This is a genomic window from Uniformispora flossi, assembly GCF_049534875.1.
Taxonomy (GTDB): domain Bacteria; phylum Actinomycetota; class Actinomycetes; order Streptomycetales; family Streptomycetaceae; genus Yinghuangia; species Yinghuangia aomiensis.
On the sequence record NZ_JBMULZ010000013.1, the window covers coordinates 234,321 to 257,913 of the forward strand.

22 protein-coding genes are annotated in these 23,593 nt (G+C 73.1%); 11 read left to right on the forward strand and 11 right to left on the reverse strand.

From position 1 onward, the window contains the following. Nucleotides 1–104: 104 nt before the first annotated feature. Nucleotides 105–1,715 carry an ABC transporter substrate-binding protein gene (locus ACPA54_RS26460; protein ID WP_423533816.1) on the reverse strand — a complete coding sequence of 537 codons (1,611 nt, stop codon included), beginning with the start codon at nucleotides 1,713–1,715 and terminating at the stop codon, nucleotides 105–107. Between the two features lie 95 nt (nucleotides 1,716–1,810). On the opposite strand from ACPA54_RS26460, the gene ACPA54_RS26465 reads away from it, so the two are divergent. From ACPA54_RS26465 to ACPA54_RS26475, 3 genes are read left to right on the forward strand one after another with little or no spacing between them, the layout of a single operon-like run. After that, nucleotides 1,811–2,992, forward strand: a complete 1,182-nt coding sequence (locus tag ACPA54_RS26465) for a serine hydrolase domain-containing protein (RefSeq protein ID WP_423533818.1) — start codon at nucleotides 1,811–1,813, stop codon at nucleotides 2,990–2,992. Between the two features lie 60 nt (nucleotides 2,993–3,052). After that, the gene (locus ACPA54_RS26470; protein WP_423533865.1) at nucleotides 3,053–4,234 is read left to right on the forward strand and encodes an anhydro-N-acetylmuramic acid kinase; all 1,182 of its coding nucleotides are present in this window, start codon (nucleotides 3,053–3,055) and stop codon (nucleotides 4,232–4,234) included. Continuing rightward, entirely contained in the window at nucleotides 4,231–5,859 is a 1,629-nt protein-coding gene (locus ACPA54_RS26475) for a GNAT family N-acetyltransferase (protein ID WP_423533820.1), read from the forward strand. Before ACPA54_RS26470 ends, ACPA54_RS26475 begins: the two co-directional genes overlap by 4 nt. A gap of 191 nt (nucleotides 5,860–6,050) precedes the next feature. Here the strand turns inward: ACPA54_RS26475 and ACPA54_RS26480 are convergent, their stop codons facing one another. Then, nucleotides 6,051–7,007, reverse strand: a complete 957-nt coding sequence (locus tag ACPA54_RS26480) for a class I SAM-dependent methyltransferase (protein WP_423533821.1) — start codon at nucleotides 7,005–7,007, stop codon at nucleotides 6,051–6,053. Nucleotides 7,008–7,588: 581 nt separating this feature from the next. On the opposite strand from ACPA54_RS26480, the gene ACPA54_RS26485 reads away from it, so the two are divergent. From ACPA54_RS26485 to ACPA54_RS26495, 3 genes are all read left to right on the forward strand, one after another. After that, nucleotides 7,589–8,359 carry an SPDY domain-containing protein gene (locus ACPA54_RS26485; protein ID WP_423533823.1) on the forward strand — a complete coding sequence of 257 codons (771 nt, stop codon included), beginning with the start codon at nucleotides 7,589–7,591 and terminating at the stop codon, nucleotides 8,357–8,359. 95 nt (nucleotides 8,360–8,454) lie between these two features. Beyond that, nucleotides 8,455–8,799, forward strand: coding sequence for a hypothetical protein (locus ACPA54_RS26490; RefSeq protein ID WP_345679236.1), 345 nt, complete (start codon nucleotides 8,455–8,457; stop codon nucleotides 8,797–8,799). 590 nt (nucleotides 8,800–9,389) lie between these two features. Beyond that, nucleotides 9,390–10,073: a response regulator transcription factor gene (locus ACPA54_RS26495; RefSeq protein WP_423533825.1), complete on the forward strand. Its 684-nt coding sequence runs from the start codon at nucleotides 9,390–9,392 to the stop codon at nucleotides 10,071–10,073. Nucleotides 10,074–10,131: 58 nt separating this feature from the next. Here the strand turns inward: ACPA54_RS26495 and ACPA54_RS26500 are convergent, their stop codons facing one another. Then, nucleotides 10,132–10,470 carry a YciI family protein gene (locus ACPA54_RS26500; RefSeq protein ID WP_423533827.1) on the reverse strand — a complete coding sequence of 113 codons (339 nt, stop codon included), beginning with the start codon at nucleotides 10,468–10,470 and terminating at the stop codon, nucleotides 10,132–10,134. 78 nt (nucleotides 10,471–10,548) lie between these two features. After that, nucleotides 10,549–11,520 carry a zinc-binding dehydrogenase gene (locus ACPA54_RS26505; RefSeq protein WP_423533829.1) on the reverse strand — a complete coding sequence of 324 codons (972 nt, stop codon included), beginning with the start codon at nucleotides 11,518–11,520 and terminating at the stop codon, nucleotides 10,549–10,551. Between the two features lie 588 nt (nucleotides 11,521–12,108). Between ACPA54_RS26505 and ACPA54_RS26510 the strand changes: the two genes are divergently transcribed. After that, the gene (locus ACPA54_RS26510; protein WP_423533831.1) at nucleotides 12,109–13,020 is read left to right on the forward strand and encodes a hypothetical protein; all 912 of its coding nucleotides are present in this window, start codon (nucleotides 12,109–12,111) and stop codon (nucleotides 13,018–13,020) included. A gap of 35 nt (nucleotides 13,021–13,055) precedes the next feature. Here the strand turns inward: ACPA54_RS26510 and ACPA54_RS26515 are convergent, their stop codons facing one another. From ACPA54_RS26515 to ACPA54_RS26535, 5 genes are all read right to left on the reverse strand, one after another. Beyond that, nucleotides 13,056–14,078, reverse strand: coding sequence for a 1-aminocyclopropane-1-carboxylate deaminase/D-cysteine desulfhydrase (locus ACPA54_RS26515; protein ID WP_423533833.1), 1,023 nt, complete (start codon nucleotides 14,076–14,078; stop codon nucleotides 13,056–13,058). A gap of 52 nt (nucleotides 14,079–14,130) precedes the next feature. Further along, entirely contained in the window at nucleotides 14,131–14,961 is an 831-nt protein-coding gene (locus ACPA54_RS26520; protein ID WP_423533835.1) for an SDR family NAD(P)-dependent oxidoreductase, read from the reverse strand. A gap of 157 nt (nucleotides 14,962–15,118) precedes the next feature. Then, the gene (locus tag ACPA54_RS26525; RefSeq protein WP_345679242.1) at nucleotides 15,119–15,589 is read right to left on the reverse strand and encodes a nuclear transport factor 2 family protein; all 471 of its coding nucleotides are present in this window, start codon (nucleotides 15,587–15,589) and stop codon (nucleotides 15,119–15,121) included. Between the two features lie 71 nt (nucleotides 15,590–15,660). Next, the gene (locus tag ACPA54_RS26530; protein ID WP_423533838.1) at nucleotides 15,661–16,104 is read right to left on the reverse strand and encodes a nuclear transport factor 2 family protein; all 444 of its coding nucleotides are present in this window, start codon (nucleotides 16,102–16,104) and stop codon (nucleotides 15,661–15,663) included. A gap of 97 nt (nucleotides 16,105–16,201) precedes the next feature. Then, nucleotides 16,202–16,501 carry an antibiotic biosynthesis monooxygenase family protein gene (locus ACPA54_RS26535; RefSeq protein WP_423533840.1) on the reverse strand — a complete coding sequence of 100 codons (300 nt, stop codon included), beginning with the start codon at nucleotides 16,499–16,501 and terminating at the stop codon, nucleotides 16,202–16,204. Between the two features lie 246 nt (nucleotides 16,502–16,747). Here ACPA54_RS26535 and ACPA54_RS26540 point away from each other — a divergent pair, with 246 nt between their 5' ends. Together ACPA54_RS26540 and ACPA54_RS26545 are read left to right on the forward strand one after the other, a co-directional pair. Beyond that, on the forward strand, nucleotides 16,748–18,442 hold the full coding sequence (locus ACPA54_RS26540; RefSeq protein ID WP_423533842.1) for an FAD-dependent monooxygenase: 1,695 nt from the start codon (nucleotides 16,748–16,750) through the stop codon (nucleotides 18,440–18,442). After that, entirely contained in the window at nucleotides 18,439–19,299 is an 861-nt protein-coding gene (locus tag ACPA54_RS26545; protein WP_423533844.1) for an NAD(P)H-binding protein, read from the forward strand. The genes ACPA54_RS26540 and ACPA54_RS26545 overlap by 4 nt, the downstream gene beginning before the upstream one ends. 57 nt (nucleotides 19,300–19,356) lie before the next feature. On the opposite strand, the gene ACPA54_RS26550 is transcribed toward ACPA54_RS26545, so the two are convergent. After that, nucleotides 19,357–19,806, reverse strand: coding sequence for a DUF6640 family protein (locus ACPA54_RS26550; RefSeq protein WP_423533846.1), 450 nt, complete (start codon nucleotides 19,804–19,806; stop codon nucleotides 19,357–19,359). Nucleotides 19,807–19,958: 152 nt separating this feature from the next. Next, nucleotides 19,959–21,491: an MFS transporter gene (locus tag ACPA54_RS26555; protein WP_423533848.1), complete on the reverse strand. Its 1,533-nt coding sequence runs from the start codon at nucleotides 21,489–21,491 to the stop codon at nucleotides 19,959–19,961. 273 nt (nucleotides 21,492–21,764) lie between these two features. Between ACPA54_RS26555 and ACPA54_RS26560 the strand changes: the two genes are divergently transcribed. Together ACPA54_RS26560 and ACPA54_RS26565 are read left to right on the forward strand one after the other, a co-directional pair. After that, a complete protein-coding gene (locus ACPA54_RS26560) occupies nucleotides 21,765–22,394 on the forward strand; it encodes a TetR/AcrR family transcriptional regulator (RefSeq protein WP_423533850.1) in 630 nt (209 codons plus the stop codon). Nucleotides 22,395–22,541: 147 nt separating this feature from the next. Further along, nucleotides 22,542–23,495, forward strand: coding sequence for an MBL fold metallo-hydrolase (locus tag ACPA54_RS26565; protein WP_423533851.1), 954 nt, complete (start codon nucleotides 22,542–22,544; stop codon nucleotides 23,493–23,495). The last annotated feature ends 98 nt before the right edge of the window (nucleotides 23,496–23,593 follow it).

Consider the following 23,593-nt stretch of genomic DNA (forward strand, 5'->3'; position numbering starts at 1 on the left):
CGGCTCCTCTCGTGGTCGTGGTCGTGGTTGTCGTCGGGGTCGTGCGGTGGGGCCGGCGGCGCCCCGGCGCAGGCTCCGGTTCCCGCGCGCGGGGCGCCACCGGGTCACTTGACTGCTGCCAGCGAGGTCAGCAGTTCGTCCGGGCGCGGCGTGAAGCCCTTGACGCCGGACTTGACCAGGTAGTAGTCGTCCGAGCGGAACATCCACACCCACGGCGACTCGGTCAGCAGCTGCTTCTGGAGGTTGCCGTAGATGGTCTTCCGGGCCGCGTCGTCGTTGGTCGCGTTGCCCTGGGCGAGCAGGTCCGCGAGGGCCTTGGACTGCAGGCCCGCGGGCTTGCTCAGGCTGCCGCCGTCACCGAAGTAGCGGCCGTACATCAGGTACGGGTCGTAGGAGCCGCCGTTGAGGGCGACCGCGGCCTCGTAGTCGGCGCCGAGCCACGCCGTCACGTACGGCGACGTGGGCAGCTGGCGCAGGTTGAGGCTCACGCCGATCTTGGCGAGCTGGGCCTGGAGGTTCTGCGCCTCGGCGCCCGCGGTGGCGTATTCGCCGGTCTCCACGATGGTGTCGAGGGAGAATCCGTTGCCGTAGCCGGCGGCCGCGAGCATCTGCTTGGCCTGGGCGGTGTCGCCGGGCTTGCAGGGCAGGCCGTCGGTGGCCGGGTACGGGAACGCCGGGCTGGTGATGGGCCCGGTGACCGTGCCGTCGCCGTAGGCCGCCGTCTTGAGGACCTGGTCCCGGTCGACCGCGCAGGCGATCGCCTGGCGGACCTGCTGGTTCTGCAGGGGCCCGCGGCGGCCGTTGAGCATCAGCGTGTGGTACGCCAGGGTCGGCTGCTTGACGAGGTCGAAGCCGCCGCCGGATCCGGCCTGCTGGGCGATGCCCGGGTCGGAGATCTGGCCGAGCTGGAAGGCACCGGCCTTCATGCCGGACAGGATCGAGGCCTCGTCCGGGATCACCCGGAAGGTGAGGGTGTTGATCGCCGGGGCACCGCCGTAGTAGGCGGCGTTGGAGGCCAGCACGACCTGCTGCCCCTGGTCCCACTGCTTCCAGGTGAAGGGGCCGGTGCCGTCGGGCTGCTTGCCGACGGTGCCGGCGGCGATGTCCTTGGCGCTCAGGATCGAGGTGTTCACCGACGAGAGCGAGTACAGCAGCGACGCGGCGGGCTTGCTCAGGTGGAGGACCACCGTGCCCTGGTCCGGGGCGTCGACGCCGGAGATGGCGGTCAGGTTGGAACGCCCGACCGCGCCGGTGGCCTGGTTAAGGATCCGCTCGAGCGAGGCCTTGACGTCCGCCGACGTGAACGGCGTCCCGTCGTGCCAGGTCACTCCGGTACGGAGCGTGAACGTGACGGTCAGGTTGTCCGGCGCGATCGTCCAGGCCGAGGCCAGGTCGGGCTGGAGCGAACCGTCGGCGCCGGTCTTGACCAGCGACGAGTACACCAGGCCGAGCGTCTGCTGGGTCTGGAAGGCGGTGGCGAGCTGCGGGTCGAGCTTGTCGATGTCGCCCGTGCGGGCGACGGTGAAGGCCGAGACGCCGCCGCCGGACGACGACGAGGAGCCGCTGCTGGGGGAGCAGGCGGCCAATCCCGTCGTGAGGGCGACGGCCGTGGCCGTGATGCCGGTCAGGAGGCGGAACCGGGAAGCGGGGCCTCTTCGGGTGCCGGAACGGGCTTTCCGAGCGGTCCCCCGACGCGGCGCGGTGCGAGCTGTCATGGCGACGTCCTTCGAAACAACGGAGCGGCGAACGGCCCTCACGTTAAATGTTCACCTGGATGACAGGCAATAGGTAAACCATTAACCTGTGGCACGTGCCACTCCCCCCGACACCCCCGCAGCCGGTCCGCCAGACGTCCGGCCCCCTGGCCGAGGCCGCCTCCGACCTGGTCGGAAGCACCTTCGACGGTTTCGCCCCGCCGGGCGCCCTCGTCGCCGTGGCCGCCCACGGAAAAGTCGCGTACGCGGCCACCGGCCACGCCCGCCGCTCCCCCGAGGGCGCGGCGGCGCCGGACGAGCCGATGGGTTGGGACACCCGTACCGACGCCGGCTCGGTCACCAAGATCCTGGGCACCACCGCCGCCCTCATGGCGCTGGCGAACCTCGGCCACCTCGGCGTCGACGACCCCGCGGCCCGCTACCTGCCCGGCCCCGATCCGGCCATCCGCCTGCGCGACCTGCTGGAGCACCGGGCGGGGCTGCGGGAGTGGTGGCCGCTGTACCTCGACGGGCCCGGCGGCACCGAAGCCGCGGCCCGCGCGGCGCGGATCCCGCGACGGTACGCCGTCGGCGCCGGGCGCCACTACTCCGACCTCGGCTTCATCCTGCTCGGTGAAGTCGTGGGGCGGATCGGCGGCGGCCTGGAGCGGTCGGTCGCCGAGCTGGTCATGACACCCTACGGGCTGACCGCGACCGGCTACCGGGCCCCGGTGCCGGGCGGGCCCGTCGCGGCGAGCTCGGCCGGCGACTGGGTCGAGCGCCGCATGATCGCGACGGGCACCCCGTACCCGGTCCCCGACACCATCGCGGCGGCGGCCGACGCCTTCCCCGGCTGGCGCGAGCACGACGTGGTCGGCGAGGTGAACGACGGCAACGCCTTCCACGCCTTCCAGGGCGCGGCCGGGCACGCCGGCCTGTTCACCACGGCCGCCGACCTGCTGCGCTTCGGCACCGGACTGTCCGACAGCCTGGCCGGGCGCGGCCCGATCCGCCCGGTCACCGCCTCGGCGTTCACCGCTCCGGGAGCCGACCCCGGCCAAGCGCTCGGCTTCCGGATCTGGCACGGCCCGTGGGGACGCGCACTCGGCCACACCGGCTTCCCCGGCGTGGCGGTCGCGGCCCTTCCGGACCGGGACGCCGCCGTCGCCATGATCACCAACCGCCTGCACGCCGTGCCGGCCGGCGCGGGCGCCCAGCCCGCGCTCGGCGACCTGCGGCCGACCGAACCGATGTGGCTCCGCGTCCTCGCGGCGGCCGCCGACCACCTGGACCACTAGACAGGGCTAGCCCGCGGCCGGCCCGGACCCGGCCGCAGACCAAGGAGAAACCAGATGGACCTGACCGTCATCGGCATACTCTCCGGGACGTCGTACGACGCCGTCGACGCGGCCGTCGCCGACTTCGCGCTCGACGGGACCGACGTCGTCTGCCGGCCGCGCGGCACCTACAGCGCGGACATGCCCGACGACCTCCGCGCCCGCCTCGCCGCCGCGCTGCCCCCGCACTCCACCACGCTGTCCGAGGTGTGCCGCCTGGACACCGAACTGGGCAAGTTCTTCGGCACCGTCGCGGCCCGCGCCAACGACGAGGTCGCCGGCGGCGGCGCGCACCTCGTCATCTCGCACGGCCAAACCGTGTACCACTGGGTCGACGGCGACCACGCCCTCGGCACGCTGCAGCTCGGCGCGGCCGCCTGGATCGCCGAAGCCACCGGCCTCACCACGGTCACCGACCTGCGCACCCGCGACATCACCCGCGGCGGCCACGCCGCACCGCTGGCCTCGACCCTCGACGAACTCCTGGTCCTCTCCGAGGACTCCGAGGCCTCCGGGGTGCGGCGCGGCTCGCTCAACCTCGGCGGCATCGCCAACATCACGGTCCGGGACCGCGACGGCCGGGTCATCGCCTACGACATCGGCCCGGCGAACGCGCTGATGGACTCGGCGGTCGTCGACGCCACCGGCGGAACCGAGCGGATGGACAAGGGGGGTGCCCGGGCCGCCCGCGGCACCGTCGACCCCAAGCTCCTCGACCGCCTCCTGGCCGAGCCCTACTACCGGCTCGCGCCCCCGAAGTCGACCGGCAAGGAACTCTTCCACGCCGATTACGTCCGGGACGCCCTCGACGGCCGGACCGTCGCCACCGACGACCTCCTCGCGACTCTGACCGAACTCACCGCACAGCTGGTCGTCGAGGCGTGCCGCGACCACGACGTCACCGAACTGGTCGTCGCGGGCGGCGGCGTGCGCAACCCGACGCTGATGCGGCGGATCGCGGACCTCGCCCCCGCCACCCGGATCCGCCCCATCGACGACTTCGGGCTTCCGGCGCAGGGCAAAGAGGCCTACCTGTTCGCCCTCCTCGGCTACCTCTCCGTGCACGGCCTCGAGGGCACCGTCCCGTCGGCCACCGGTGCCCGGCGCGGAGCCATCCTCGGTTCCCTCACCCCCGGCGCGCAGCCGATCGAACTCCCCCGCCCGGCGGCGGTGCGGCCCCGGCACATGCGCGTGATCGCATGACCACCGCGGGACGCGTAGCCCCCGGCGTGGGACTGCGTAACGCAGGCGTCGGCGACTTGGCCGCCATGGCCGAGGTCTTCGTGCATGCGTGGCGGAGCGGATACCGCGGGGTCGTGCCCGACGAGGTCATCGACGCCATGGAACCGTCGGATGTCGCCGGGGACTTGGCCGCGGGACTGGACAACCCGCGGCTGGCCACGGTGCTGGCGGTCGGCGCCGACGGGAACCCGGTCGGTTTCACCCGGTTCGGCGAGGACGCCGAACACGCGGACGGCGCCTACCTCGCCGCGCTGTACGTCCACCCCGCGGCCGGCGGCCTCGGGGTCGGACGCACCCTCCTCCGCCACGCCCTCGACGCGATGCCCGACCGGGATGTCCGGCTGTGGGTCTTCGAGGCCAACTCCCGTGCCCGGGACGTGTACGAGCGGGCCGGCTTCCGCCTCGAAGGCCCGCGCCGCACCGACCCGCGTTGGCGAACGCCCCAAGTCCTCATGCGGCGTCCCGCCCGCAACCGGCCGCGCCCGCTTCCGCCGCTGCCCGACCTCGAACTGCCGCCGGTCGACGGGCTGTCCACCGCGGTGGTCCGGCGTCCGCTGCGCCGGCCGTTCCGCACCGCGCTGCGGACCGTCCGCGCGCTGTCGGCCATCGAAGTGTCCCTGCACACGTCGTCCGGGATACGGGCCATCGGCACCACCGTGGCGACCCCCGCCATCACCGGAGACACCGAGGAATCGATCCTCGCCGCCCTGCACGGCCCGATCACCGGCGCGCTCCGGCGCGGCCCGCGCACCCTTGCCGAGGCGGTGGACGCCATCGGTGCCGCAGCCGCCGGAGTGCCGTCGGCACGGGCCGCGGCGGATCTGGCGCTGCACCACCTCGCCGCGGAATATGCCGGGCTCGGCCGCTCGGCCGATCAGGGTTCGGACGGCGGTGCGGCGTCGGCCGGTGCGGCGTCGGGCGATCCGGCCGAGGCCGGATGGCTCCCGGCCTTGCTCGGCAACGCCGCGGCGCCGGTCCGGTCGGACCTGACGGTCAGCGTCGACAGTCCGTCGGCGATGGCCGCCGCGGCCCGCGAGGCCGTCGCCGAGGGCTTCGACACCCTCAAACTGAAGCTCGCCGACCCGGAGGCCGACGTCCAACGGGTGGCGGCGGTCCATGCCGCGCTCGGCGGCGGCGACCGCGCGACCGTGCTGCGCGTCGACGCGAACCAAGCATGGTCGCCCTCCGACGCGGTGCGGGTCCTGGACGGGATCGCCGCCCTCGGCATCGACCTCGAACTCGTCGAACAGCCGGTCCGCGCCGACGACATCGCCGGCCTCGCCGCGGTACGCCGGGCCTCCCCGTGGCCCGTCCTCGCGGACGAAAGCGTGTTCACCGCCGAGGACGTCCGGCGCGTCGCCGACGCGTCGGCGGCGGACCTGGTCAACCTCAAGCTCCTCAAGTGCGGCGGCCTCGGCCCGGCCCGCGAGGTGGTCGCCGCCTGCGCGGAGACCGGACTCGGCCTCGTCGTCGGCTGCATGCTCGAACCGGCCGAAGGCGTCGCCGCCGCCCGCCACTTGGCCGCGGCCGCGACGGAGGGGCCGATGGCCCACGACCTGGATGCGGGGTGGTGGGCGGCGGTGTGAGCCGTTCGCACGTCCGCGCCGGCACCGCCGGAGCCCCCCCGTCGGCACCCGGCCCCGAACCGGGGCCGCGTCGCGGCCCGTTGCCTGCCCCCGAACCGGCCTCCCGACCACGCCCCCCGTGGTCGGGAGGCCTTGGGCCATGTCCGGTGGATGTTCGCGCCCCTCACGGTGACCGCCGCCACCGCCAAGGCTCAGGACCGTGGCTCCGCCACGGCTACGCGGCCCGAACGCAGCGACGACCGTCCCCGCGACGGGCTGCCGAGGCGGTGCGCGAGAGTGAGGAGGTCGTCGTCCGACACCACCCGAAATCCGTGTACCGCGAACAGCTCGGCCATCTGCGGGGGCCGCCACAGCGACCGCCACGGTTCGGCGGATGTGGCCGAACTGCCGAGCACCCGCGCCAGCAGCCTTCCGGCGCGCGCCCGTACCGACGGAGCCTGGTAATTGACGATCAGGGCACTGCCCGGCGCGGTCCGTGCCGCGATCGCCGTGATCGTGGCCTGGACCTGACCGCGCGTGAGGTACGGGACCACGCCCTCCCAGAGCCACACCGTCGGCGCGGACGCGTCGTGTCCCGCCGCATCCAACGCCGCGCCGAGATCGTCGACCGCGAAGTCCACCGGCGTGAACCGCACGGACCGGGCCAGAGCCGGGAGATCCTCGGCACGGCTGCCGTCCTCGCCGCTCACGCCGTCTTCGTCCCTCACGCCGTCTTCGTCCCTCGCACCGTGCGGCGCCGCAACTGCCGCAAGGCGGGCCTGCTTGTCCTGCTGGGACGCCGGATGGTCGACCTCCCACACGTCCGTCCGGGCCAGCTCGGGCAGACGCCACGCGCGCGTGTCCAGCCCCGCTCCCAGGATCACCAGTTGGCCGCGCGCCCGGGCGCGGACCGCGTCGTCGATCGCCACCGTCCGCGGAACGACGACGTCCGCACAGGCCCGCACGCTCTCGTACCCGGTACGGGCCCGCCACCCCTCCGGGGGCGTGCCCGCCCGGACCTGGTCGACCGGCGCGCGCTCCCCGTCGGACAGCAGCCGCGCCGCCACGGGATCCGCGAAACGGCCCGGCGCGATGATGCCGTCCGCGGCGGCACGCCCCTGGCAGACCAGTACCGCCGTCCGACTCGCCGCACGCTCACGCTCGTCCATGGAGCCATCGTGCCGCACGGCGTCCGGCGAGGAGCATCTCGCCCCGTCGGGTAATCGGCGCGCCGCCCGCGGCACATTCACTCCGCGCCGGAAATGTAAATAGGACTTACCGAGGACACCGGTCTGATCTGCGGGAATTCGGCAAGGGCATTCCGGCACGGCCCCCGGAGGGCGCAAGCTGGCCGACCTTCGTCCGTGCGGGTGGAGATCCGCACACCGGCAATCATCCGTTGACGCGGAATCCACGCGGGCGTAAAGGTATATCCCCGGCACTTCTCGTCGCATTCGGGGGAGGCGGACAGGAGTTCCGTCCGGGGCGCCGAGTGCCGCCCGAGTCGACGCTCGAAGCCGCAGTTCGCGACCGATTCCGGAGAGTTGGTTGGCGATACGGCGACCGAGCCCGACTGCAGGGGGACCGATTTGCCGGCAACTCGAACAACGGGGACCCGTTGCGCGGGGATATTCGTCGATGCCGCGCACAGTGCGGCGCGCATCGGCATTCGCGTCGGGCGTCGATTTCCGAACACGCGCAGCACGGCAATCCGAAGACACCGCGAAAGCAGAGCAGAGGAGCCCGGGAAGTGTCCGTCGGCCGCAGTCACTCCGTCGTCGTGTCCGTGCCGCCTCGGTTCGCCGGCGGCGTCGACGCCGAGCCGGCGTTCGAGGTGATACGCGCCGGAGGCTGGTCGATGGTCGCGGACCCGGCCGCCAACGTCCATGCCCGCCACCCCGGCGGCCTCGTCTACGCGGGCTGGTTGCCCGCCGCCGGCGTCTGGACCTGGCGCATCCGGTGCACGGACGGCCTCCGCACGTCCGTGCTGTGGACCGCGGACTTCAGCGACGACGTGCCCACCGCCGCCGTGGCCGCCTACCTCGGTGCGCTGGCCGACGGGCTCCGCGACGAACCGGGGCCGCGCCCACCCGAGGCCGGCCCGGGCGGACCCTTCTGCCCCGACGTCGCGGCCGCGCACGCGCACTTGGCCGCCACCGGATGGGAAATCCGGGAGCTGAACGGCCGGTTCGTCGAGGCCCGGCACGGCGAGGGCGACCTGCTCGTCGCGTACGGGGTTCTTGCGCCGAAGTGGCACATTCCCTGGATGCTGCGCGTCGGCTCGGGTTGGGCGGTGCTGTGCACAGTCGGCAGGGACGGCCCGGAAGTGTGGCGCGCGGTGTTCGACGGCGACGCGCCGATGGCCGCGGTTGCCGCGTTCCTCGCCGCCGCCACCGCTCCCGGAGCTGTCGCCTGCTACGCCGACAGCCTCAGCAGCGACGTCCTGGCCCGCCACGGGGAACGCACGCGCCTGCGGCCGTCGCGACCGGCCACGTACCCGAGGGAGCGGTTTCCGTCATGACCGCTTCCCCGCACCGCTCCACCCGCATCCCCCGACCGTCGACCACGCGTCCGGCAGCGCGCCGGGCGCCTTCCTCCGAAGGACCATATTCCGCCATGCGCTTCCGCATTCCCACCGAACCGGTGGGTCAGCGCCTGTCCGTCAGACAGCTGACCGCCGTGCATGTCACGCAGTGCGGCGTCGACTTCGACGGCCCGGTCTACCCGCCCGGTGTGACCGTCGAACTGCCCGAGGGTGCCCTGGTGATGATCACCCGCATCGGGACCGGCGAGTTGGGCCTCGACACCGTAGGTGTCCTGCTCGCGATGGCCGATCCGGACACCGGGCGGCTACGCCAACTCCACGACGAATACCCGGCGGAAAGCGTCGACGCCGTCGTGCGCTACCTCATCCCCGACCTGCTCGCGCACCTCGAACGCCGAGCCCCGGCGCACCGCTGACGCCGACCGCGACGTGCCCACGAACTCGACCCCGCGAAACGGGCGTTCGACAGTTTTGCCCGTGCGGCAATTCCCGGGAACACGGAAATGGCACGAGAGCTTTCCGGCGCCTCCCCCGCAAGGATCAACCCGGACGAACTTCGCCCGTGCGGGTGGATATCCCTTCTCGGGTAATCAGCCGTTGACGGGAATCGTTTCCCGCGTGAAGGTGTGTTCCTGGCACTTCGCGGCCCGAGGGGGGCGGCAGCGGACGGGCGGCCTGCGTGCCCCCGGATGCCACGGAGTCGGGTGCTTGAGAAACCGCAACCCCCATGGATTTCGAACAGGTTGGTGGGTCGCACGGCGGCCGCCCCGCACCAGCCTCTGGAGGTATCAGTTGCCCGGAACAACGCTCGGCGACGGCCGAAGACCTCGGCCGCCGCGGGGTGCCGACGGGCGGACGATCCGGTTCGGCACGGATCACTTTTTCCGGCAGGTAGCAGTGAGGCGCCCGCTGCCGCGGCACGGGGTGGTCCCGGCACTCGGGGGGTGTCGGGACCTCCCCGCCTCCTCGCGCAACCGCGGCCGGCGGCGTGCAAAGGAGCATGTCGATGTCGATCCATCCGGAACTGGTCCACGCCGCGATCCTCGCCGCGGTCGGCCGCCACGGCATTCCGCTGAGTTCGGCGGACATCGAGAAGATCGTCGATGCGGTGGTGCGGTCGATCGGCTCCGCGCGACCGCACTTCCCACCGCATCCCGGCAGCCCGCTCAATACCCGGGAAATCGAGATCGTGGCCGGTATCGCGCGCGGCAGCACGAACAAGGAAATGGCGTGTTCGCTCGGCCTGTCGCCGTTCACCGTCAAAAGCCATCTGAACCGCATCACCGCCCGGGTGGGCGAACGGGACCGTGCGGGCCTGGTGGGGTTGGCCTACCGCGAGGGCTGGCTGACCGGCCTGCCCGCCGAGCCGCGGGAGGCCGTCGAACTGAAACCCGACCACCTCGACGTCCTCGAAGGCATGGCCCACGGGCGCAGCAACGCGGAGATCGCGGAGCGCCTCGTATTGTCCGAGGAAGCGGTCCGTTCCCGGGCCCGCGGACTGTTCGAGGTGCTTCACGCACGCACGCGCGCGCACGCGGTGGCGCTGGGGTATCAGCACGGCCACCTCGTGGCGGCGCCCCGGGGAGCCGGCACCGCCACGTCCGCTCCCGGCGTCCGCGTGCGCGTGGGCACCGTCCGGAAATGCCCTCTGCGGCCGCGTACTTCGGCGGGCGGACGAGGATTGCCGTAGGTGCGCCGTGCCGAGACCCGTCGCCCCGGGCCCCACGGGGGCTCGGGGCGACGCGTGGTCACTCCGGGAGGGTGTCTCCGGGGAAGCCGAAACACGCGTGCACGTCGCACGTCATCATCCCGGCTTGCACACAGGGGTCCCCGGCCATGATCTCCTCGGCTTCCTCGGCCGGGACGGTCATGATCGCGATGCCGGCCATGGTGTCGGAGGCGACCGGGCACAGGACCGCGATCACGCCGTCGGCGCGCAACGACACCATCCGGCGCTGGTGTTCGCGTTCCACGGCGTCCGCGCCATCCATGGTCCGCCCCGGTGCCCACTGCAGGAGGGCCACGCTGTAGGGCTTCGCGGTCGCCGCCAGAGCCTGGATCTGGTCGTCGGTCACGGTCGTGGTCATGGTGTCTCCCTGCTTCTCGGTGTGCGCGGCCAACACGACGATGATCCTGCAGTCCGCGGCCTGCGGCCGGGTGCGCGGTCAGTTCATGGTGATCAGTGTCTTGCCGAGGGCCTGGCGCGACTCGATCGCGGCATGCGCGGCCGCGGCCCGGTCCAGCGGGAAGGTCTGGCCGACCATGGGGCGGACGCGACCCGCCACCGCGGCGGCCATGATCCCTTCGGCCCAGCCGTGCATCCGGGGGCCGAACGTGAACAGCTGCTCGAGCGCGAGCACCCGCACTCCGCGGTCGAGCGCCTCGTGCGGGTCGACGACGGTGGGTTCCCCGCTGGAGGCACCGTGCACCGAGAACCGTCCTCCCCGTGCGGTGACCTCGAACGCGGCGCGTCCGATCGCGCCGCCGACGCCGTCGAAGACCACGTCGGGGCCGCCGCCGGTCACCTCGCGCACCCGTTCGGCCCACCCCGGCTCGGAGTAGTCCACGACGGCTGCGGCCCCCAGCGCGCGGGCCGCGTCCAGCTTCCGGGTGCCGCGCGCCGCGGCAACCACGTGCGCGCCCGCGGCCGCCGCGAGTTGCACGAGGATGCTGCCGACCCCGCCGGCCGCGGCTTCGACGAGGACCCAGTCGCCCGGTTCGATCCGCGCGCCTTCGACCAGACCCAGGGCCGTGCTCCCGTCCGTGTGCAGCGCGAGAGCGACGGACAGGTCCAGCCCGTCCGGGACCGGGATCAGCTCGCCCGCATCGGCCACCGCGCGTTCCGCGAACCCGCCGGTCTCCCCGGTGCCGGCGAGCACACGCCGGCCGACCCACGCCGAGTCCGCTCCCGCACCGACCGCGGCGACCCGCCCGGCGACCATGCTCCCGGGGACGAACGGCAGTTCCGGCCGTTCGTGCCACCGGTCGGTGCCCGCCCGGATCTGCGTCTCGACGAACGTCACCCCGGCGAACGCGACATCGACCAGCACCTGCCCCGCCCCGGGCACCGGGTCCGGCGCTTCCCCCAGGACCATGACCTCGGGCCCTCCGAACCGTGTCACGAAAACCGCGCGCATGCGGCAACCCCTCTCGGTCTCGTCCCGACCCGGTCCGCCGGAACGCTCTACCGCGTCGAACGATCGGCATGCCGGGAACATTCGATCCCGGCGTGTGAGGAACCCGATAGCCGTGTCCGATCCGGCGCCCCGCCCGGTGACACAGCCCCGGTCCCCCGGGTAGGAATGAAGGGAACCGAGCGCAAGCGAGGAGGAATGACATGAGCGACGAGCTGAGCGATGCAGCCAAAGCCGCCATACGACGGGCCGACAAGCGCGAGGGCGAAATCCGCAAGGCCGATCTGAGAGGCGCACCCATACGAGGGCTTGGCCCCGTACCGTCTTCGCAGGCAGGGCCTGCCGCCCGGGCCGCGCGGCGGAGAGCCAGAGAGGCTGTCGTTGACCTGTCACCTGACCCCGCCGAAAGGGAGCGCCGCTTCGGCCGGGACCACCGCCGGGGTACCTGACATCCGCGGCTGCGTCCCTTGCGGTCGTCCGTGTTACCGCGGGAAACGGACAAACCCCGTGCCCGGCTGACGCGTCTGGCAGCCTTGGACCCGATCGGTCCGATCGAAGGAACGCCGCGTGGTGATACGGGGAGGCGGCCGGATGACGGTCCATTACGCCAGTTACGGCTCGAACATGGACGACCGGCGCTTCAAGCCGTACGTCCTGGGCGGACCGGTCCCGGGGACGGACATCGTGGAGCGGGGAAGCAGCGACCGCACACCGATCGACTTGGACCGCAGCACACTCGTGCAAGTACCCGGACTTCTGTTCACCGCCGGGAACTCCCAGCGCTGGGACGGAAAGGGCGTCGCCTTCGTCGACCTGGCGGACGGGCGAGGGCACGAGACCATCATGCGCACCTACCCGCTGTCCGAACAGCAGTTCGCCGACGTGGTGACGCAGGAACTCGACGCGGGGGAACCACTGCGCGTCGACATCGACCGGGTCGTCGAGCAAGGCGCCGTGCAGGTGTCCCCGGGGGCGTACGGCACGGTGTTCCACCTCGGCACCATCGACGGCGAGCCGCTGCTCACGTTCACCGCCCCGTTCCGCGCCGACGAGGTCGTGCACAACAACCCGAACACGGCGTACGTGGCCCGCATCCGTGACGGCCTCGTCAACGCGGGCTTGGACGCGAACGCAGCGAAGGCGTACGTCAATGCGACGCCGGGAAGCAAGCTCGGCCTCACGGTTCCGGCGCACGTCGCGGCGAACCGGGAAGGCCCCGAGCCCGGCCGGCGGGGCACCTCGGAATCACTCACCCCGCCAGGGCGGTCCCGTGGGATCGGCTCTCGGCACCGCGGGGAACGCGTCCCGGCGTCGCCGTTGGCGACCCCCCTGGCTCGGATCGCCGCGGCGATTCCCAGCGTGCGGCAGATGGCCGAGAGCTACGCCCGGTTGGACCGCGGATGGGATTCTCGCGGGCGCCTGACCAATCCCGGCGGAGGCCTCACGGTGTACCGCCGCGACGGCGGCGTCGACAAGGCGCTGGACCAGGGACTGAGCCACTGACCTGGCGTCGGCCGGTCCTCGGCGGCCACCGACGTTCAGCGAGGGCCGTAGGTGTGGAGGTACAGCACCGCGCCGTCGCCCAGGTCGCCGCGGGCGTTGAGGGCACGGACGGCGGCCAATGCCTTTGCGGTGTAGACCGGTTCGAGATCGGGGCCACCGGCGGCGCGGGACTCTTCGATGATGCGGTCGGCCTCGGGAGTCGGGTGGCCGTAGCCGGAGCCGAGCCAGTCGCGGGTCATCGTGACGTCCTCCGGACGCGGGCCGGCGATGCGGAGGTCGCCGGTGCGCTTGCGCAGCAGCCGTGCCGTCTTGTTGGCCATCGCGGTGATGTGGGCGGCGTCCAGCGGCAGTTGGTCGTTGACGACAACGCCCGTGACACGGCTGCGGAGCCCGGCGAGGCGCAGGCCGAGGGCGAGCCCGGCCGCCGTGCCGCCGCTGCCGACCGGGAGGACCACGTGCGACGGCTCCGGCAGGTCGCCGGCCCGGACCTGGGCGGCGATCTCCAGGCCGCATTCGACGTACCCGAGCATGCCGACCGCTGACGAGCCGCCGGTCGGCAGCACGTACGCGGGCCGGAACCGGCCGGCGGCGAACCGCCCGTGGCGCAGGATCAGCCACGGCGCGAGCAGGTAGGTGCGCCGCTTGGTCCGCGTGCGGTGGATCGTCGCGCCGGACGCCTCGAGGCGCGCGAGCTGCGCGCGCACGTGGTCGTCCACCGGCTGGTCGACGAGCGCGAGCGCGACCCGCACGCCGTGCGCCTGCGCGAACCTCGCGGTGGCCAGCCCGTGGTTGGTGCCCAGCGCGCCGAACGTGAGGATCGTCGGCGAGCGCCGTGCCTGCGCGTCCGCGATGATCCATTCGAGCTTGCGGATCTTGTTGCCGCCCCACAGGTCCCCGAACACGCTCTCGTCCTTGACCCATACGTCGGCCGGGCCGTCGGCGAGCCCGGCGGCCAGCCGGGCCACCGGCGTCGGCCGGTCGCCGAGCGGGACGTGCCGGAAGAACGGCGCGTCCGGGTCGTGGGAAGGGAAACGCTCGTGCAGCAGCGGAGTGTCCACGGTGACCAGCGTACGGATCACGCGGCCTCGCAGGTCACTTCGCGGCCGCGGGTCAGAAGATGACGGAGGCGCCGCCGTCGACGGGGATGTTCAGGCCCGTGGTGAAGGACGCCTCCGGGCGGCACACGTTGACGATCCACCAGGCGACTTCCTCCGGGCGGCCGATGCGGCCGAGGGGGACGCGTTGGCGCTGGCGTTCGCGGAGTTGGGTGATCTGTTCCGGTGTCAGGCCCGCGCTCTCGATGATCGGGGTGTCCACCGGCCCCGGGGAGACGGCGACGACCCGGATGCCCCGGGGGGCGAGTTCGAGGGCCCAGGTGCGGGTGAGGAAGTCCAGGCCCGCTTTGGCCGCGCCGTAGACGGACTGGCCGGGCCAGCCGCGGCCCGCGCCCGCGGTGGAGACGTTCACCACCGTGCCCTTGGCATCGGCCAGGTGCGGCAGCGCGGCTTGGGTGAGGAACAGTGGCGCGAGGAGGTTGGTGGCCACTTGGGCCTGCGCCTCGCGCGCGTCGATCGCGCCGAGGGGGGCGATCCGGACCTGCGCGGCGTTGTTGACCAGGATGTCGATGCCGCCGAGGACGTCGAGGGCGGTCGCGACGATCGCCGCCGGAGCCTCGGGGGCTCCGACGTCGGCGACGAGGTAGTGCACCTGCGGATGCTCGCGGGCGGTCTCCGCCAGCGTGGCCGCGGTGCGTCCGACGACCAGGACGCGGGCACCTGCGGCGGCGAACGCGTGCGCCGCGGCCCGGCCGATCCCGGTGCCGCCCCCGGTCACGACGACCCGGCTGCCGAGCAGGGCGTCGTCGGGGCGGGGAACGGAATCGGAGGCATCGAGGGCATCGAGGGCATCAGACGTGGCGGACCTGTCAGGGGTGCCGGGCATGGGGATTCCTTCCGGTCGGCAGGGGTCGGGGCGGTCGGCGCCTGACGAGGCAGCGCGTTCCGATGCCGCTCCCGGCGGCCTTCGGCACGCAACCCCGGTCCGGCACCGACCGTCCCCTCCCCCGGCTGCGGTCTTCTCGGACGAGTGGGAGGCCGCCTCAGATGCCCGTGCGCCGCCCGTCGTCGCCCACCGGGGACCACCACAGGTTCGCCCGGGTGGCGCCGTCGCCGAACAGGCCGCCGCGGCCCTCGTATACGCGGCCGTCGCGCCAGCGCAGCAGGTGGGCGCCTTCGATGGCCAGGAAGTCGTAGGGCGAGGAGACCCCCTCCGGGGCGTGGCCGCGCTTGCCGCTGATGCGGTAGACGTCGAGCGTGATGCCCTTGCCGGCGTCGACGAGCACGTCCAGCGTCTCGGACTTCATGACGCCGCCGCACGCCTCGATCAACTTGGCGGTGGACGCGAGGTAGGCGTCCAGGCCCTCGTGCCAGCCGGCCTGGTGGTGGTTGCCGGGCATCTGGAAGCGGACGTCCTCCGTCCAGTACTCCAGGGCGCGGTCCCGGTCCAGGGACATCAGGGCGTCGTACGCTGCGGCGACCCGGTCGGCCGTCAGTTCCGTGCTCTTCGGCATGGCGGTACTCCTGTCCGCGGTGGGGCGGGTCGTGGTCGGCCGGCCGTGTCGTCGGGCCGGGGCGGGGCGGCTCAGTCGGTCGCGTCGTGGACGACGAGGCGGTCCTGCACGAGCCATTCGCTGTCGCGGCGGACGAGGATGTCCGCGCCGGTGCAGCTGAGGTGGAAGACGCCTTTGCCGCCGCGCGGCGTCTCGAAGACGAGCGCGTAGTACATGGTGTGGACGGTGCCGTCCGCGCGCTGCTCGGCGTCGACCATGCCGAACCAGTGCCGGCGCACCAGGCCCCGTTCGGCGAGGCCGGCCAGGGCGGTGCGGCCCAGTTCGGCGATCGCGGTCCGGCCGCGGCACGGCTCGGGGACGACGTTCTGCGCGAAGACCCCGTCCTCGGTGAATCCCGCCGCCCAGGCGTCGGTGCGGCCGTCGTCGAGGTGGCGCATGTGGCGGGCGTAGAAGGCGTTGATCTCCGCGTACATCTCCGCGGTGACGGGGCCGGCGGCCTCGGTCTGAGCGGTCATGGGTGCTTCTCCTCGCTGATCGTGCGGGGGTTCCGCCGGAGGCGTGCGGGGCGGCAAGACGGGCGGGCCGCGGCGCGGAAGGCGGCGGCGCGTCGGGTCACGCGGGGAGCGGGAAGCTCGCGCTCACCACGTCGCCGGTGTGCGGGTCGCCCTTCATGATCCTGAACATGGGCTCCAGCCGGGCGTGGAACTCCGGATGGGCCATGGCGTTCGCGAGCGACTCGTGGTCGACCCACTCGGCGATGTTGAAGTAGACGGACGGGTCCTTGCGCGAGCGCACGAACGCGTAGCGGAGGAAACCGGGCTGCGTCTCCATGAACGCCGCGGCGTGCGCGTAGATGCGCTCCAACTCCTCGGCGGATCCAGTCAGTTCGAGTCGATTGACGAACGCGATCACGGTGCCTCCCGGGCGGTGGCGTGCGGCGGACGGGTTCGCAGCCCACCGTCGCGCCGTGCGCTGAAGGCCCGCTGGAGCGCCGGTCGAGCAGCGGGCGGCCTCGATCCGTCGTCGACCCGTCTGCGACGGGTCCGCGAGCCGCCGCGGCGAGCCTGGGGTGGGCCCGGCCCCTTCTGCGGTCCGGCCTGTTCCGGCGCGGGCCGCGCCGGAACGCCCCCGACCGCCGGCGACCTCCTTGGGAGCGACGTGTACGACGAACGAGTCCCTGTCCTCATCATCGGCGGCGGCCTGGCCGGGCTGTCCGCCGCGGTGTTCCTCGGCCTGCACGGCGCGCCGCCGATGCTGGTGGAGAAGCACCCGACCACGAGCACGGTGCCGAAGGCGCGCGGGCAGTACCCGCACACCATGGAGGCGCTGCGGATCGCCGGTGTGGCCGACGAGATCCTGTCGGCGTCGCCCGGCGGAACGGGCGACTTCTACATGGCGGTCGCCGAGTCCCTGACCGGCGCCGTGACGCTCGACATCAACACGGACGGCCAGATGCAGATGCTGCACGTCTCCCCGGAGGCGTGGGCGATGGCCAGTCAGGAGCGGACGGAGGCGATCCTCGCCGAGCGCGCCGTGGGCCTGGGCGCGCGGGTGTGCTTCTCGACCGAGCTGGTCGCGTTCGAGCAGGACGCGGACGGCGTGACGGCGGTCCTGCGCGATGCCGGCACGGGCGCGCAGCGCACGGTCCGCGCCGACTACCTGGTCGCCGCGGACGGGTGGCGCAGCCCGATCCGCGAAGCCCTGCGGGTCGGCACGCACAGCCGGGGCACGCTGGGGCATCTGGTGCGGGTCTTCTTCGATGCCGACCTGCATGACGTCCTCGCGCACGTCGACGGGGTCGCCGACGCCCGCAAGTTCGCGCTGTGGCACCTGACGCAGCCGTTTCCGTCGATCTTCTACAACATCGACCTGCCGGGCCGCTACGGCTTCATCGGCACGCTCACTCCGGAGCCGCTCCGGCCCGAGACGATGCCGCCGGGCTGGTTCGCCGATCTGGTGCGCACCGGACTCGGCCTGCCGGAGCTGGAGTTGACCGTCACCGAGGTCGGCGAGACACCGTTGCTCGCCTATGTGGCGAACGCGTTCTCGCACGGCCGCGTCCATCTGATCGGCGACGCCGCCCGCGTCGTTCCGGCACCGGGCGGGCTCGGCGGCAACACCGCGGTCATGGACGGGTTCTACCTGGCGTGGAAGCTCGCGCTGGTGGTGCGCGGCCTGGCGGGCCCGGGGCTGCTGGACAGCCACGACGCGGAGCGCCGCCCGGTGTCCGACATGATCGCGGAGCAGCAGTTCACCAACACCGTCGTCCGCATGGCGCCCGAACTCGCCGAAGGCAACGACGACATCGCCGAGCTGATCGACCCGGTGACGCAGGTGTTCGGATACCGCTGCGCGCATGCCGGCGCGGTCGTCCGCGAGCCGGGCGACGCCGGGGAGCTGCTGGAGGACCCGACCGCGCCCACCGGACGCCCGGGATCGCGGGCGCCGTACGTGGTCTTGGAGCACGACGGTCTTCCGACGTCCACCACCGCACTGTTCGGCCGCGGCTTCGTGCTGCTCACGGGTGCGGACGACGCCTCGGAACGCTGGGAGCGCGCCGCTCGGTCGGTATCCGACCGACTCGGCGTCGCCGTCGACGTGCAGCGGATCGGCGGCCCCGCCGGCGAGTTCGACCCGTGCGGCAGCGCCGGCCTGGTCGACCCGGCCGGCCAGTGGGCGAAGGTCCACGGGATCGCCGCGGGCGGCGCGGTACTCGTCCGGCCCGACCGCTTCGTCGGTTGGCGGGCACCGGACGGCGCGGCCGACGACCCGGCCGCGGCGCACGCGCTGGAGACGGCGCTGCGCACGATCCTGCACCGGCTGCCGGGCGCCGACACCGAGGAGCGGTCATGATCCTGGTCACCGGGGCCACCGGCACGGTGGGCGGCCGCGTCCTGCGGCGTCTGCGCGAAGAAGGCCGCCCCGTGCGGGCGGTGACGCGCGATCCGGCGCGCGCCGCGTTCCCCGGCGACGTGTCCGTCGCCGCCTGCGACCTCGACGTGCCGAGCGGGCTCGACGAGGCCCTCGACGGCGTGGACCGGGTGTTCCTGATGTCGTTGGGCCACCACAAGGCGACGCACGACACGCGCGTCGTCGCCGCCGCGCGCAAGGCGGGCGTGGTGCGGATCGTCCAACTGTCCTCGCTCGGCGTCGAAGAGGTCGCCGACCGGCAGGACAACCCCTTGGCGCGCTGGCACCGCGAGGCCGAGGAGGCGCTGTGCGCGTCGGGGATGGAGTGGACGGTCCTGCGTCCGGGCGGGTTCATGAGCAACGCGCTCTCGTGGGCGGACTCGGTGCGGACCGAAGGTGTCGCGCGCGGCCCGGTCGCGGACATGCCGGAGGCGGTCGTGCACCCGGAGGACATCGCGGAAGTCGCCGTCCGCGCACTGACGGACGACGGCCTGGTCGGCGAGACCGTCGCGCTGAGCGGCCCGGAGAGCCTGACGCCGCGGGCACAGGCCGCCGTCCTGGCCGACATGCTGGGCCGCGACATCCGCTTCGAGAGCGTCCCGTTGGCCGTGCACCGGCAGAAGATGCTGGCCAAGTACTCGGCCGAGACCGTGGACGGGGTGCTCGCCGCTCTCGCCGACGTGCTCTCCGGCGGCGACGACCTGCGCGCACACGTCCTTCCCGGCGTCGAGCGGGTGCTCGGGCGCCCGGCGCGCACCTTCACCCGCTGGGTCTGCGAGAACCTCCACGAATTCCGGTGATCGCCCGCACCGGGACGGGTGCCGCCGCCTCGCGGGCGGCGGCACCCGTTTGCCGTGTCAGGCTCCCGTGCGTGCCGCGCGCAGGCGGCGCTTCTCGGCGACGAAAGCCGCCGCGTTCAGCGCGAGCGTCACGCCGGCCATCACCGGCTGGCCGGCCTTGCGGCTGCACCCCGGGTCGGTGAAGGCGGTGCCCGGGTACAGGATCGACGACATCTGGGTGATCCAGTACGCCGAGGCGCACGCCGTGGCCAGTTGCAGCGTCCCGTAGGTCCAGGGCCGGCGGCCCCACACGAAGTACAGCGTGGCCGCGCCCAAGGCGAGGCCGGTGCTCATCGTCTGCCCGTTGTGGAACTTCGCGTGCGGCGGCCAGTTGGGGTTGAACACGTGGGTGTCGTTCCAGTCCGCGATGTACGCGCCGCACATCGTGGTGAGCCCGGTGACGGTGAGGAGGACGCGCCCGGTGGTCGTGCGCGCGGTCCGGCCCGGTGCCGGGTCCGTGTCGTACATGGTGGATCCGTTCGGTGGTGTCGGCAGGAGAGATCAGGAGGTCTGCAGTGGGCAAGGCTTCTCCCCCGCCGGCGGCGCACGGGCCCGGTCCGGCCGCCACCGGACCGGGCCCGCGGCCCGGACGCATGCCGCCGCGCGCCCGGGCGCGCGGCTCAGATGGCGGCGCCTGCCACCTCCGGGTCGATCTCGTCCTTGCGGACACGGATCACCAGGGCCGCGACGAGGAACGCCGCGATCATCACGAAGCCCGCTATTCCGAAGGCCCGGGCGTACCCGTCGGCGTACGCGGCGCCGACACTGTGCGCGTCCGCCGCCGCGCCGAGGTCGGCCACCCGGTCCCGGGTGAGGTGCGCGGCAACCGTGCCGAGGACCGCCAGGCCGAGCGAACCGCCCACCTGCTGGCCGGTGTTGAGCACCGCCGAGGAGATGCCCGCCTCGTGGTCGTGCACCCCGGCGACGGCCGCCAGCGTCAGCGGCACGAAGCAGATCGCCACGCCCGCTCCGATGAGGAGCAGCGGGCCGAGCAGCTGCGCCGCGTAGCCGTCCTCCGCGGACAGCCGGGAGAACCAGAACAGTGCGCCCGCGGCGAGCAGGGTGCCGGTCATGAGCAGCGGTTTTGGACCGATCTTCCCGACGAGCTGCCCGGCCACGCCGGCGAGGACCATGACGATCACCGCGAAGGGCAGGAACGCCAGGCCGGTCTTCAGCGGGCTGTATCCGGCAACCTGCTGCATGAACAGCGTGAGGAAGTAGAACATCGCGAACAGCACGGCGCCGATGGCGAACATGATGATGTACGAGCCGGTGCGGTTGCGGTTGGAGAAGATGCTCAGCGGCATCAGCGGGTCGGAACTGCGGGCCTCGACCACGACGAAGAGGGCCAGCAGGACGAGGCCGCCGACGATCGGCCCCATGGTGAGCGCGTCGCCCCAGTCGTGCGTGGCGGCGTTCACCAGGCCGTAGACGAGCAGGGTGGCGCCCGCGGTGGCGGTGAGCGCGCCCGGCAGGTCGAGCGGCTCCTTGCGGGTGCGGCTCTCGCGCAGCACGCGGGGGCCGAGCAGGGCGAGGACGAGTGCGATGGGCACGTTCACGAACAGCACCCAGCGCCAGCTGAGCACGTCGGTGAAGACGCCGCCGAGGAGGTTGCCGATCGCTCCGCCCGCCCCGGACATGGCCGCGTACACGCCCATCGCCCGGTTGCGTTCCTTGCCCTCGGTGAACATCGTGGCGATCAGCGCCAGTGCCGCCGGGGCGACCATCGCCCCGCAGACGCCCTGGGCGGCACGGGCGGCGATCAGCCAGGCCTGGGTCGTCGCGAGGCCGCCGAGGAGCGAGGCGACGGCGAGCAGCGAAACGCCCCAGAGGAACACGCGCCGCTGGCCGTACAGGTCGCAGGCGCGGCCGCCGAGCAGCAGCAGCCCGCCGAAGGCGAGGGTGTAGGCGTTGACGACCCACTCCAGGTTCGCCCACGAGAAGCCGAGCGAGTCCTTCATGGACGGCAGCGCGACGTTCACGATCGAGACGTCGAGCACGACCATGAGCTGGGCCGTCGCGATGACCGCGAGGGCGAGGCCGTTGTTGCGCCGCTCCGGGGTCGGCGGGGGCGCCGCCGTTCCGCCGCCGGCGCGGCCGTTCGGATGGGTGACGGAAGCCTCGACGGTCTTCCCTGTGGTTCTGTCGGTCACGGTGGTCGCTCCTGCGGTAGGGCTCCGCGTCGGGCGCGAGAGCCGTGCGGGCCGTGCGAGCGGGGGGTCGGAGGCGAACCGGTCGCGTCCGAACGCGGATTCGAGGCACGGGCTCGGAGACCAGCTTGTGGAACATTCTGTACTGGAGTTGACTTCGGCGCAAGTTGTTCCACAGTTCCGCGCGTCGGCGCGGACACATCCCGCGGCACCGGCCCGCGTGTCCCGCGTGCCCGCGCATTTACCGGGTCGACCTGCGATGGGAGAATCACCGCCATGCCCCGCAACAGCTCTTCGTCCGGCACCGCGCCCGCTTCCCTGGACCCCCGGGTGGTGCGCAGCCGCGCCGCCGTCCTCGGCGCGGCGCGCGAGATCCTCTTCGCGGAAGGCTGGGACGCGGTGACCCACGCCTCCGTCGCGGCCCGGAGCGGCGTGGGCCGCACCACGCTCTACCGGCACTGGCCCGAGGCCGCCGACCTCATCCGCGACGTCATCGCGGAGCAGCTCGCCATCACCCGGATCGCCCCCACCGGGGACCTCCGCGAAGACCTGATCGCCCAGCTTGAGGCCTTCCGGCTCCAACTCCACGACCCCGGCATGGAGCGGGCGCTGCGCGTCATCATCGAACGGGCCGGCTACCTCCCGGCGTTCACCGAGATGAAGGAAACGCTGTACCAGGAGGGCTCACGGGGCTTCCGGGAGATCCTGCGGCAGGCCAAGGCCGCCGGCGAAGTCGACGCCCGCCTCGACGTCGGACGCGCGATCGACCAGCTCGCCGGGCCGCTCGTCTACCGGCGCTTCCTCGCCGGCCGTTCCTTCACCACCGCGTACGTGCGGCACGTGGTCGACGATTTCCTCACCGCCCACGCCCCGCGCGACCCGGGCGCCGGCACCGCGAGCCCCTGACCCGGGCTCGTCCCCGACTCCAGACGTCCCCCGCAAGGTGGCCGTGCGGTCTTCCGTCGGCCCTCCGCGGCCGACGGCCCGCCGCCCGCGCACGCCTGCGCGGCAGCGCCCACCTGCGCGCCCACCTGCGGAAACGGAGTCATCCCGATGAGCCTGCCGACTACCCGCGACCCGCGCACCGCCGACCGCGCGGCACCCGGACCCGGGAAACTCACCGAGGTCGCCGACCGCGTCCTCGCCTACATCCAGCCGGACGGGGGCTGGTGCGTCAGCAACTCCGGCGCGCTGATCGGGCCGGACGCGGTCGCCGTCATCGACACCGCGGCCACCCGGGCACGCGCGCTCGCCCTCGCCGACGCACTCGCCGCGGTGACCCCGCTGCGCCCGCGGACACTCGTCAACACCCACGCGCACGGCGACCACACCTTCGGCAACTTCGCCTTCGCGCCCGAGGCGACCGTCATCGGGCACGACCTCGCCCGTGCCGAGATCGTGGCGAACGGCCACATGCTGCGCGACCTGTGGCCGGACACCGAGTGGGGCGAATTCCCGATCGTGCCGCCGTCGGTGACGTTCCCGACCCGGCTCACCCTGCACGTAGGCGACATCCTCGTCGAGCTGATCCATGTCGGCCCCGCGCACACCACCGGCGACGTGGTGGCCTGGCTGCCGGAGGAGCGGGTGCTTTTCGCCGGGGACGTCCTGCTGTCCGGCTGCACGCCCTTCGTGCTGATGGGCTCGGTGGCCGGGTCGCTGCGCGCCGTCGCGCGGCTCCGCGCGCTCGGTCCGCGCACGGTGGTGTGCGGGCACGGCCCGGTGTGCGGGCCCGAAGTCCTGGACACCACCGAGTTGTACCTGAACTGGCTGCACGCCACGGCCCGCGCCGGGATCGACGCGGGCCTGACGCCGCTGCAGACCGCGCTCGACACCACGCTCGGCGACTTCGCCGGACTCCTGGACCCGGAGCGTCTGGTAGGAAACCTGCACCGCGCCTACGCCGAGGAACGCGGCGCGCCCGAAGGGGCCGCCGTTCCCCTCGGGCCCGCGCTGGAGGACATGGTCGCGTGGAACGGCGGACGCCCGCTCACCTGCCTGGCCTGACGCCGCGTCGGGCGCGGGCCGCCGGCGGCGGGCGCCGCCCCGGGCGGCCCGCGGGGGCCCGGGGAGGGGGGGGGCTGTGGTTTAAAAAAAAAACAGCG

What these genes read in the sequence shown, in the direction of transcription:
- ACPA54_RS26495 (WP_423533825.1), top strand. Translation starts at nt 9,390, where the DNA reads ATGTCGATCCATCCGGAACTGGTCCACGCCGCGATCCTCGCCGCGGTC.
- ACPA54_RS26560 (WP_423533850.1), top strand. Translation starts at nt 21,765, where the DNA reads ATGCCCCGCAACAGCTCTTCGTCCGGCACCGCGCCCGCTTCCCTGGAC.
- ACPA54_RS26565 (WP_423533851.1), top strand. Translation starts at nt 22,542, where the DNA reads ATGAGCCTGCCGACTACCCGCGACCCGCGCACCGCCGACCGCGCGGCA.
- ACPA54_RS26475 (WP_423533820.1), top strand. Translation starts at nt 4,231, where the DNA reads ATGACCACCGCGGGACGCGTAGCCCCCGGCGTGGGACTGCGTAACGCA.
- ACPA54_RS26525 (WP_345679242.1), bottom strand. Translation starts at nt 15,589, where the DNA reads ATGCCGAAGAGCACGGAACTGACGGCCGACCGGGTCGCCGCAGCGTAC.
- ACPA54_RS26500 (WP_423533827.1), bottom strand. Translation starts at nt 10,470, where the DNA reads ATGACCACGACCGTGACCGACGACCAGATCCAGGCTCTGGCGGCGACC.
- ACPA54_RS26480 (WP_423533821.1), bottom strand. Translation starts at nt 7,007, where the DNA reads ATGGACGAGCGTGAGCGTGCGGCGAGTCGGACGGCGGTACTGGTCTGC.
- ACPA54_RS26490 (WP_345679236.1), top strand. Translation starts at nt 8,455, where the DNA reads ATGCGCTTCCGCATTCCCACCGAACCGGTGGGTCAGCGCCTGTCCGTC.
- ACPA54_RS26520 (WP_423533835.1), bottom strand. Translation starts at nt 14,961, where the DNA reads ATGCCCGGCACCCCTGACAGGTCCGCCACGTCTGATGCCCTCGATGCC.
- ACPA54_RS26510 (WP_423533831.1), top strand. Translation starts at nt 12,109, where the DNA reads ATGACGGTCCATTACGCCAGTTACGGCTCGAACATGGACGACCGGCGC.
- ACPA54_RS26460 (WP_423533816.1), bottom strand. Translation starts at nt 1,715, where the DNA reads ATGACAGCTCGCACCGCGCCGCGTCGGGGGACCGCTCGGAAAGCCCGT.
- ACPA54_RS26530 (WP_423533838.1), bottom strand. Translation starts at nt 16,104, where the DNA reads ATGACCGCTCAGACCGAGGCCGCCGGCCCCGTCACCGCGGAGATGTAC.
- ACPA54_RS26550 (WP_423533846.1), bottom strand. Translation starts at nt 19,806, where the DNA reads ATGTACGACACGGACCCGGCACCGGGCCGGACCGCGCGCACGACCACC.
- ACPA54_RS26505 (WP_423533829.1), bottom strand. Translation starts at nt 11,520, where the DNA reads ATGCGCGCGGTTTTCGTGACACGGTTCGGAGGGCCCGAGGTCATGGTC.
- ACPA54_RS26545 (WP_423533844.1), top strand. Translation starts at nt 18,439, where the DNA reads ATGATCCTGGTCACCGGGGCCACCGGCACGGTGGGCGGCCGCGTCCTG.